Source organism: Floridaenema aerugineum BLCC-F46 (assembly GCF_041929345.1).
Taxonomy (GTDB): Bacteria; Cyanobacteriota; Cyanobacteriia; order Cyanobacteriales; family Aerosakkonemataceae; genus Floridanema; species Floridanema aerugineum.
Window position 1 is genome coordinate 1 of sequence record NZ_JBHFNQ010000083.1, and the last position, 9,347, is coordinate 9,347.

At 40.1% G+C, this 9,347-nt stretch carries 7 protein-coding genes; 3 read left to right on the forward strand and 4 right to left on the reverse strand.

Translation table 11 applies throughout. The features are described 5' to 3' along the window. The coding region (locus ACE1CC_RS10295) for an FtsK/SpoIIIE domain-containing protein (protein ID WP_413270372.1) at positions 1-421 on the forward strand (421 nt) is incomplete at its 5' end. 127 nt (positions 422-548) lie between these two features. Here the strand turns inward: ACE1CC_RS10295 and ACE1CC_RS10300 are convergent. After that, the gene (locus ACE1CC_RS10300; protein WP_413270373.1) at positions 549-995 is read right to left on the reverse strand and encodes a DUF29 domain-containing protein; all 447 of its coding nucleotides are present in this window, start codon (positions 993-995) and stop codon (positions 549-551) included. Positions 996-1,124: 129 nt separating this feature from the next. Continuing rightward, positions 1,125-1,331 carry a hypothetical protein gene (locus tag ACE1CC_RS10305; protein ID WP_413270374.1) on the reverse strand — a complete coding sequence of 69 codons (207 nt, stop codon included), beginning with the start codon at positions 1,329-1,331 and terminating at the stop codon, positions 1,125-1,127. Positions 1,332-1,636: 305 nt separating this feature from the next. Between ACE1CC_RS10305 and ACE1CC_RS10310 the strand changes: the two genes are divergently transcribed. Continuing rightward, entirely contained in the window at positions 1,637-2,113 is a 477-nt protein-coding gene (locus tag ACE1CC_RS10310; protein ID WP_413270375.1) for a hypothetical protein, read from the forward strand. On the opposite strand, the gene ACE1CC_RS10315 is transcribed toward ACE1CC_RS10310, so the two are convergent. Further along, a complete protein-coding gene (locus ACE1CC_RS10315; protein WP_413270376.1) occupies positions 2,065-2,424 on the reverse strand; it encodes a formylglycine-generating enzyme family protein in 360 nt (119 codons plus the stop codon). The two genes, ACE1CC_RS10310 and ACE1CC_RS10315, sit on opposite strands and share 49 nt — an antisense overlap. A 305-nt stretch (positions 2,425-2,729) precedes the next feature. Here ACE1CC_RS10315 and ACE1CC_RS10320 point away from each other — a divergent pair, with 305 nt between their 5' ends. Beyond that, positions 2,730-3,974: a hypothetical protein gene (locus tag ACE1CC_RS10320; protein ID WP_413270377.1), complete on the forward strand. Its 1,245-nt coding sequence runs from the start codon at positions 2,730-2,732 to the stop codon at positions 3,972-3,974. On the opposite strand, the gene ACE1CC_RS10325 is transcribed toward ACE1CC_RS10320, so the two are convergent. Further along, positions 3,971-9,226, reverse strand: coding sequence for a DEAD/DEAH box helicase (locus ACE1CC_RS10325; protein WP_413270378.1), 5,256 nt, complete (start codon positions 9,224-9,226; stop codon positions 3,971-3,973). The genes ACE1CC_RS10320 and ACE1CC_RS10325 overlap by 4 nt on opposite strands. Between the last annotated feature and the right edge of the window lie 121 nt (positions 9,227-9,347).

Consider the following 9,347-nt stretch of genomic DNA (forward strand, 5'->3'; position numbering starts at 1 on the left):
TACTGATACCTGTCACTTTTTGATTGGTGGTACTACTGGAAGTGGAAAAACTGAATTACTGAAGGCGATTATTGCTAGTATCATCTGGTCTTATTTACCACAACAAGCGCAGTTGATTATTGTCGATCCCAAACGAACTAAGTTTAATCAATTTGCTAATCTGCCTTGGTTGTATTGTCCAATAGTCAAAGATAGTAAATCGGCTATTGGTATTTTGGCTGATATGGCATCAGAGATGGAATCTAGGTACGAGTTATTTGAAGCTAATGGTTGCGAGAATATTGAGGAATACTTGCAAACTAAGGGAATTGAAATTTATATTGGTTGGATTGTTTGTCTTCAGGAAGCTGATAGGATTAAGTTAGAGGATGATTTGATTAGGCAGTGGGAACCAGAGTGGAATAATGTTGGTAAAATTTGATTAGCAGTTTGCATAATCAAGCTATAATGGAATCTGCCATGACAAAGCAACCACGCATTCCAGACCCAAAAACCTCAAAACGCGACGCTCAGCGTTCGACTGAGCGCTCACGCCGATGTCCGAACAGTCAATTAGGGAACCAATTGAGATCGAGTAATTGCTCAAGAGAGTAAGGACATTCCGAAGGAAATTCAACCGTATCTCCCGTTTCTAAATTTGCCGACTTGAGCGCACGTTGGTAAACTAAATTTAGATTTTCTCTCAAATAGTTCAAGAGAGTAGTAGTCAGTTGTTGCTCTAAATCAACGCGCCAATTATATATTTCTCTTTTCCAGTGATTAGAATTATATTCTCTTTCCCTTTCCCAGTATTGAAGAAATAATAAATGTTCGGTAATATTCCTTAAAAGGCTAAGTGTTGTGCGTTTTTCACTTCTTCCCAAGTCTTCTAATTCCTCAATTAAATTTTCTAAATCTAAAGCATTAAACTGCCGATTTTTTAGTAATTCGATGGTTGACTCTAACCACTTAAAACCATCAGTTTCGTAAAGTGTTTTTAAATCGATAACGCTCATAACTTTGGCACTATTTAACATGATTAGGTTGGTCAATTACCCATTACCCACAACTTTTCCAGTGGGTAAATTTTGATTACCCTGCTGCTTTCACTTTCTCTCGGAAAGCATTGGTGAGCGAGCGCTTTCTTAACCAGCTACTCGTTCTTTAACAGCTTTTGTAATTACCTCTCTAAGAAACTCATTGCGATCGGGGAACTGGCGCAAAATTCCATCAATATCCTTTGGCAACCGCACAGCACATGGTTTCTCAGCCAGTTCTCCATCTGGGGTAATGACTTTCTTAAACTGTTTAGCTTTCAATTTCTCATTCTGAACCGGATTAGGGTTAGGCATAATTCGCTTAATTCGCTTGTTTACTGTGAATCATATTCAATTGATATCATAACAGACCTGATTACCGCTCGTCTGATTACGTCTCATACCACTGTTTACAAGTGATATATCATTTTCGCTTATCTGATTCACTTGTAAACAGCGAATAATCTAATATAAATTGGGATTAAAAACAATCATTTCACTGTAAACAAGTGATATGATTTATAAGTGGTTGAGCAAACCACACAAAAAGTTAGGGCGATCGAGTGCCTGGAAAACAACGATCGCCCTACATCCCCAAAATTATTAAATGAGGTAAAACCATGCTATCAATCTTTGCCAATGAACTCACAACCCAGCAAACAGAACTAGAAACATTACTGGCACAAGCAGCAACTTTGCGTGACGGCATTAAGGCTCTGAAAACTCAGCAAACTAAGGTTGTAAAGATTATTGAGTCCCTCAAGACTTTGGTTAGCGAGTTGCCTACAACCGTAGTTGCAGAATTGAAGGCAGAACTTTTCAACCTATTCTCCGAACCCGCAAACCTAACACCACAGATCACCACACCAGAACCCGCACCAGCAAAAGCTTTGAACCCGCAAACCTGCGATGTAGCTCTCCATCCCCCAGAAATTTTCACCAACTTTGTCACAGAAGTCCCCGAAACTGAAGTTACTACTCCTAAAATCCCCAAAAATGAAGAAGTTTTCGACCGTTGGAACCCTGCCGACTTCGAGCCAATGGAATATCAGGCTGAAAACTTAGCTAAATCTGTAGTAATTGTGTCGCCAAAGTGAAATGGCGTAGTTGTTCCGGCACGGCAAGCATATTCCCACTCAGCTTCGCTAGGTAGGCGGTAGGGTTTGCTGGTGTGTTTGGAAAGGCGATCGCAAAATTCCACCGCTTCTAACCAAGTTATTCGCTCTACGGGGCGTTTGCTACCTTTGAAATAAGATGGATTTGGGTCAAGTTCTCGATTAATTTGAGGCAAAGCTGCAACAACTTCCCACTGAGCTTGAGTGACAGGATATTTCCCGCATTTCTCACAAAATGTGCGATCGCTAACCACAAAAGCCTTAAAGGATAAGGGTTGTCCCGCATTTCTCACAAACTGATTCGAGAAGCTGATTTGGGGAGGAAAAGTTGAACTTTTTGAAAAACCAGAAATACGGGAACAGTCGAAAGAGAAAAATTTAATTTAAATTCAGCTTATACCATCACGATCCTTCCAGAAAACAGAAAGTTTCCACCATAGATCGAGATTTAGATTTAGCGATCGCAGAATTTGCCCCAGGTTCAGAAAAGACTAAAGATAAACGAATTTACACCTCTATTGGTTTCACCGCACCTTTACTTCCAGACAATAAAAACGGGCTAGTTCCTTCTGGTGAACCGCTTTCTGGGCGGAAATGGATGTTGAGATGTCAGCGTTGTCAACATACCGAAACTTCTGATTATCAGTTTGAAGATACAGTCTGTCCAAAATGTGCTGCAACTGATGAACAGGGATTTCGATCGTTTCAATGGGCTGTCCCTTTAGCTTTTCGTACCAGCCTCAATCGTGGAGATGATGCTAAGAGTGAGTATGATGTATTAATTACAGGTGCAGGCAGTGTAGCTGAATCAAAACCGCAAGATTTTAACTTAGTTAGTAATACCAATACCCAGATCGCTTTTTCTGAATCGGGTCGCGTGTTTCGCATTAATGATAATCGCGGACAATTGTTCAAAGGAGCAATCGGAAAAGCTTCATTTGGACAGGGTGAAAAACTTTTACCTAATCAGTGGATTGACGAGCGATTCCAAGGTAAAAATGATGGGGTAAAGTTCCAGAAGCAGGGAGAGTCAGAAGCGATCGCTATTGTTGCTCCCAAAACGACTGGTGTATTGCGAATCAAGCCTGTTACTGTACCACAAGGTTTATGCTTAGATCCTGTTGCACAGGGTTCTGCCGTCAAAGCTGCTTTTTACTCAGCTGCTTTCATTCTTCGTGCTGTAGCAGCACAGGAGTTGGACATCGATCCTGAAGAATTAGATGTGAGTGGTTTGCGGCAGGTTGAATTAGAGGATACTGGGGAAAAAGTAGGAGAAATTGTGATTAGCGATCGCCTTGCCAATGGTTCTGGTTTTGCCTACTGGCTAGCTAATCATTGGCAAGATATCCTCATAGATAAAATTCTCAATTCTCAGAATACCTTTGCTAGTGCCATCATGTCCTTCGAGCACCGCCAGAAATGCGATTCTTCCTGCTATGATTGCTTGCAACAGTACCGCAATATGAACTATCACGGTTTGCTTGATTGGCGTTTGGGGCTTTCGTTACTGCGAGCATTAACTAGTAGTCATTTCTCTTGTGGACTGGATAATGATTTTTCTCCTCCTGATTTAGACAATTGGTTAGAGACAGCAATTCAACTGCGCGATACATTTTGTGCATCTTTTAGCAGTTGTAAACCACAAGAATTTGGTGTTCTACCAGGCTTTCAAGTAGGCGATAAAAGCGTGATTATTATTCATCCTTTATGGAATCATAATAACTGTTTTGGTTTATTGGCTAATGCAACTGCTACAGTAGAAGCTTCCATCGCGGTTCGATATCTTGATTCTTTTAATCTCTTGCGACGACCAAGTTGGTGTTATCAGTCTCTAGGTAATTAAACATCAAACCAATCAGGATAATCGCGAATGGCAGCAGCTTGCTGTTTACCTAATAAAATACGTCCTAAACGAAAGAAATATTTTGCTATTGCTCCTCGATCGCTCAAATCCCCCACTGTAATTTCTATCACTTCAAAATTTTCATGACGAAGTTGATCGCGAATAGTTTGATCGCGCTGTTGTCGATCGGGATCTCCATGTAAATTTTTGCTCATCCCATCCAGGTAAATACAAACACCTTCAGTACGTTCATCTGGATCTTCATAAAAGAAGTCTGGTATTGTAATTCCTAAAGGTTTTTTTAAATCAATGGTTTTTTGACAAATTGGAGTGGGAAAACCAGCCCTAATCAGCATATCTTGTAAAATTGTTTCTTTATCGTTAACAGGTTTTTCACTATTAGGCGTTTCCGTATTAGGTAATTGGGGCGGGATATCATGACTAAATATCAATTCATGTTCCCATTCATTGATTTTTTCTGCTGCTTGATGGCGATTCAAATAACGGTGGTAATAAGAATTTCGGTAAGTAAATAAGCAATCGATACAGGCGGTATCACAAGCAGAAGGACATCTTACTACTACATCTAAAGCAGCAGAAGTTACATCTATCCACCTTTCAATAATTTGTTCTAGTAATCCCGAACCACCAGGCATCGGATCGTATAGTAGCACATCAACCTTTTCTAGACCGGGTTGGGCGATCGCAAGTATTTGTAAATCTTCCAATTCCATATCTAAAACACGGGAAGCGCCAAAGCGAATTGCTTCAGCTATACTATAGGCTTCTTCTCGATTTTTACAATCTTGGATAGTTAAAGCATCAGCAATTACATCGGCAAAGAAACCTGCTGATTCTACAGGTTTACTGCACCTTTCTTGATGGTCTTTGGCGAATTGTTCCCGGTCTGCTTCTGACGCTAAAGGCGATCGACTTTGACCACAGACTAAACAAACTGGATAGCCTAAATTACCACTATTAACTAAACTACTAACCCCAATATTTACTAAGCGTAAATGTACGCTTTGGCGCAGTTGGATAGTTTTATCTTTCCAATGGTAAGCTTTCCCCCCACTATGGCGATTTTGTTCGTAACCAACTATCGATACTGGCAGTTGAAAACGATAATTCTCTTCATCAGTAATGTGAGATTGATGGGGTAAGTCTACATCGCAAATATTAATTGCTGGAATAGTTGCTGCACCTAAACCTAAACTAATATTATTGACTTTTACTCCAATTTCTGTTATTGCTTCATTAGCTACATCTATTTGAAATTGAATAATTTGTTGTTGGGCTTCTAAATGGAAAAAGCGAGGCACAAAGCGGTGTCCATTAGCATAAATTAAGTTACCCGGAACGTATTCCCGAAGTGCCATTGCTGCTACGCGAGGTAATTCAAAATCAGAGATATTTCCCAAATGGCGTGGTACTTGTGCAGTCCCTACAATCGAACCAACTTCTAAACCATAACCAGGCAGAAAACCTTCTGATGCTAAAACACTATAAGTATTAGTATCGTCATATCCTTCTGCTTCTCTCTTACTACGAGATTGAATACCTTTGAGTTTCTTTACTAATCGGTTACAACGATGTCTTAAAGCTTCTTCATCAGGATCTAAAGTTCCTTTCTTTTGGCGGACATCATCGAGTTCTTTCATTTTTCTTAATGCCCATTGTAATCTGCGCCAAACTGTTTGAATAACTTCGGTAAGTTGGTTACTCGTATTTTGGATATAATTAAGTAAAATTGAATCTGATACTATATTTTGAATTTCTGTGGGCCAACCTTGACAAAAACAGGCACGAACATGATTTAATATAGCTGTTTCGTGCTTATTAATTAATGGTTGGAGACTGTCTACTGATAAAGGACTAGAACGGACATAACCTTGTTCGTCGAAGAGGTATTGTTTAACTTGATTGGGGAAACAGTAATCTAATATTTCTTTAATTTCTTGACGTTCTATTTTGTTTAAGTTACTCCCAGTTCGAGACAATTGTTGTAAAATTGTGAGGACGGCAGCATGAACGTGCTTTCTTACCATTAAGTTATTGCGGAGATTGAATCGAGGGGGTAATATTTCACCTTGAAGCAATTTTAAAGGGTCATTAAAATAAGCGCGATCGTGACTTGCTTGACGGGCATAAGTTAAATTAACTGCCATGCGATGTTCCCGACCTGCCCGACCTGCCCTTTGCCAATAATTAGCAGGTAAAGGCGGTACATTTCGCATTAAAACAGCATCTAAGGAACCAATATTTACTCCCAATTCTAAGGTAGGAGTACAAACCAAAGTATTAATTAATTCGCTATTTCCCTTGAACATTGTTTCAATAATTTCCCGATCTTTAGCGGGGACTTGGGCGGAATGTTCGCGGGGGCGAATCATAGCAAATTGTTGGTCTAATACCATTAAATTGTAATCATCAGGATTTTCGGTTTCAATTTCCAGCGTACCTTGACAACGCCAAGTCATGCAGACCATTTTCGGAGTTGGGCGAGTGTGAGGACGGCGACAAATTTGACAACGATAAACTCCTTTATGGGGGGCAATGCGTAATTTATCGGCATCAATTTGCCGTACTTCTGTACAATTAGCAATAGGACGATTGCGCCAACCTGTAAGGGTAACGGGGACAAGTAATTTTAAATCTTCGTTGAGAAGTTGCCAAAGTTCTTCGTAGAATTCGGGGATTATTTCTTTAGGAATACCCCAGCGTGTTGCTGCTTGACGTGCTAAGGTATCGCCTTTATTACTTAACCATTGTTGGATGCGATTTTTGTCGTCAGATCCGGTACGTTGCAGTTTCAAAGCTTTAGGAATACCGGGAAGTAGGGGTAAATAACCGCGTTGAATTTCAAAGTCACCTTCTTGCCAATATTTAGAAAAGATTCTCCCTTCTCGATCGAGTAAAATATTGCCTCGACGGGTAATATCTAACAGCACAGCAATACCGTTAATTAAATCTTGGGGCGGTATTCCTACTAAGTTTGACCATTTATAAATAAAAGGTAACTCAGGGGAAAGTCCAGCATATTGAATTTGCACTCTTCCCCAAGGTTCTAAACCGATACGTTGTTTAACCCCAGTGGTAATTTCTCTTAATACTTGAATTCGTAAAAAACGTTTTCGTTCTTCATTATGTTTGACACCTTCTGCTTCTTGGCGGTGGACGTTCCAAACTTCGGGAATTAAACTGCGACTGAGTTCTTCATCTTGATTTAATAAATCATCTAAATAAGCGGTTAAGTCACCAACGGAAACAGCGCCTTGTTCAATGCGATCGCACATCAAACTCCGCAACCGATAACGCCTCGCATGATCCTGCATCCAACCTGCTTGAAAAGCTGCATCTTGACGGTTATCAGCAAACACTAATAAACGGCGATGTTCGGCATGATGAATCATATTTTGGGCTAAAACATGAACATCAGAAACCGTTACAGCACGAACCTCACGAGTTGGTTCTCGAAATCCGCCCACTCCTAAACGACCAAGGGCTTGACAAGTAACACAAGATGTGATTTTACCAGGAGTTTTTACTTTTTGACGGACAACTAAAAGCTTAACAAAATTGCCTTTTCGACCGCAACCATCACATTTTTCAAGGCTAGTAGAATGTAGCGTACCGCAGAATCTACAAAAATAAATTGGTGTAGTTGAACTTGGATAATCCTTCTTGTTTTCTTCTTCGTCGTTAGTAGTAATTAATCTGTCAAGTAGGATAACTCGATTTCCCCCTCTTTCGCTGCTTAGAGGTTTCCAAATTACCCGATTTTCTACTAATTGACCGCCAGATGGAAGTTTGTCTTTTTCCCAGAATTTGAAATCAGCTACTTGATGGATAAAATAATGCTGACCGCAGTTAGTACAAGTAGTTACAGGTAATCGGAATAACTCGCTACTTTGAGAGTCATTAGTTGCATCTTCAGCGGATAACCAAAGTTGAGGGATATTAGATTTATTAGCAGGGAAAGTTACCACTGCGCCACCAACACCGCGAATAAAACCGTGAATTACTGGACGTAGTAAAGGGCGTTCTTCTTTGCGAGAAGCTGCGCCTAATGCTAACCATAATAAAACTTCGGTTTCGGGAACGTGACGCTGAATTATTCTGTCTAAATCTGCAATTAATTCTGTTAGTAAACGAGGGGTTTTTAAAACTTCGCTAAGTTGGTAAACTAACTCGTTTGCTGCTAAATGTTCGTAAAGACTTTCTTGCCAGTTTTTTAGACTAATTTCTTTTCCGGTCATAGCTTGAAAAATTGCACGGACGATACCCCCTGGTTCTTTTGCTTCTAAAGCTTCTAAAACATTTTTTAAATGTACATTAGCTTTTCCAGCTAACGCGGGGGGTATGGTTCGAGAAGTTGCCCACATATCGGGTTCATATTCTTCCCCAACTAGCACTACTTTATCTTTTTCTACCCCAAAAAATCGCGCCGCAAAATCTCTTCCCACATCTTTTCCTTGTTTGGGGTCAGCGATAGTTGCTGAGGTAGCAATACAAGTGGTTTCGCTGTTAGTTTTACCGCAAAATGCTCGAAAACGGCGAATTAAACAGGCGGTTTCTGCACCTGCTGCACCTGTAAAAGTATGGGCTTCATCAAATACTAAAAACTTTAATTGGACTTGATTAAATAGTTCTATATCTCGTTGACGAGTCAGGAGTAATTCTAATTGTTTGACATTAGTTAAGAGAATGCGGGGCGGTTCTTTTCGCATTTCTTCCCGTGAAACTCGTTCTTCTGGGGGATAAATAGTGTAAGTTTCTTTATTTTTTTGGGCTTTTTTAATAGCTGCTTTGTAATCTTCTTGAGAAGAACCAGAGGGAAGACGTTTTCCGGTTGCTTCGGCTGCTTTTTCGGGAGTTTTACCAACATACATTCCAAAAGTAATGCCACTTCCTGCTAGTAATTCCCGCAAACGTCCTAATTGGTCTTCTGCTAAGGCGTTCATGGGATAGACAATGACAGCGACTATACCCGGAGGTGTTCCAACATCGCGTAATTGCAGACAATGGCTAATAATAGGATAGAGGAAACATTCAGTTTTTCCTGAACCTGTTCCGGTAGAAATTATGGTGGTTTTGCCGTTAACTATTTCTTTGATTGCTGTTTCTTGGTGTCCGTAAACATGAGGATAAGCGGCAATTTTCTTAAGATGGGGATGAAGAATATTTTGGGAGACTAAGTTATCAATACTTGCACCTTGGCGAAAGCTACGGCCTGACGGGGTGACAACAATCGGTAAACCCCTTACTGCGTGCGGGGTTTACCGATTGTTGTCAAAAAAAAAGAGGTCTGCTATTCTCAAGAAGACCTAATTAACGAAAATAATGAATTTATTACCATTATTTTACACCGAA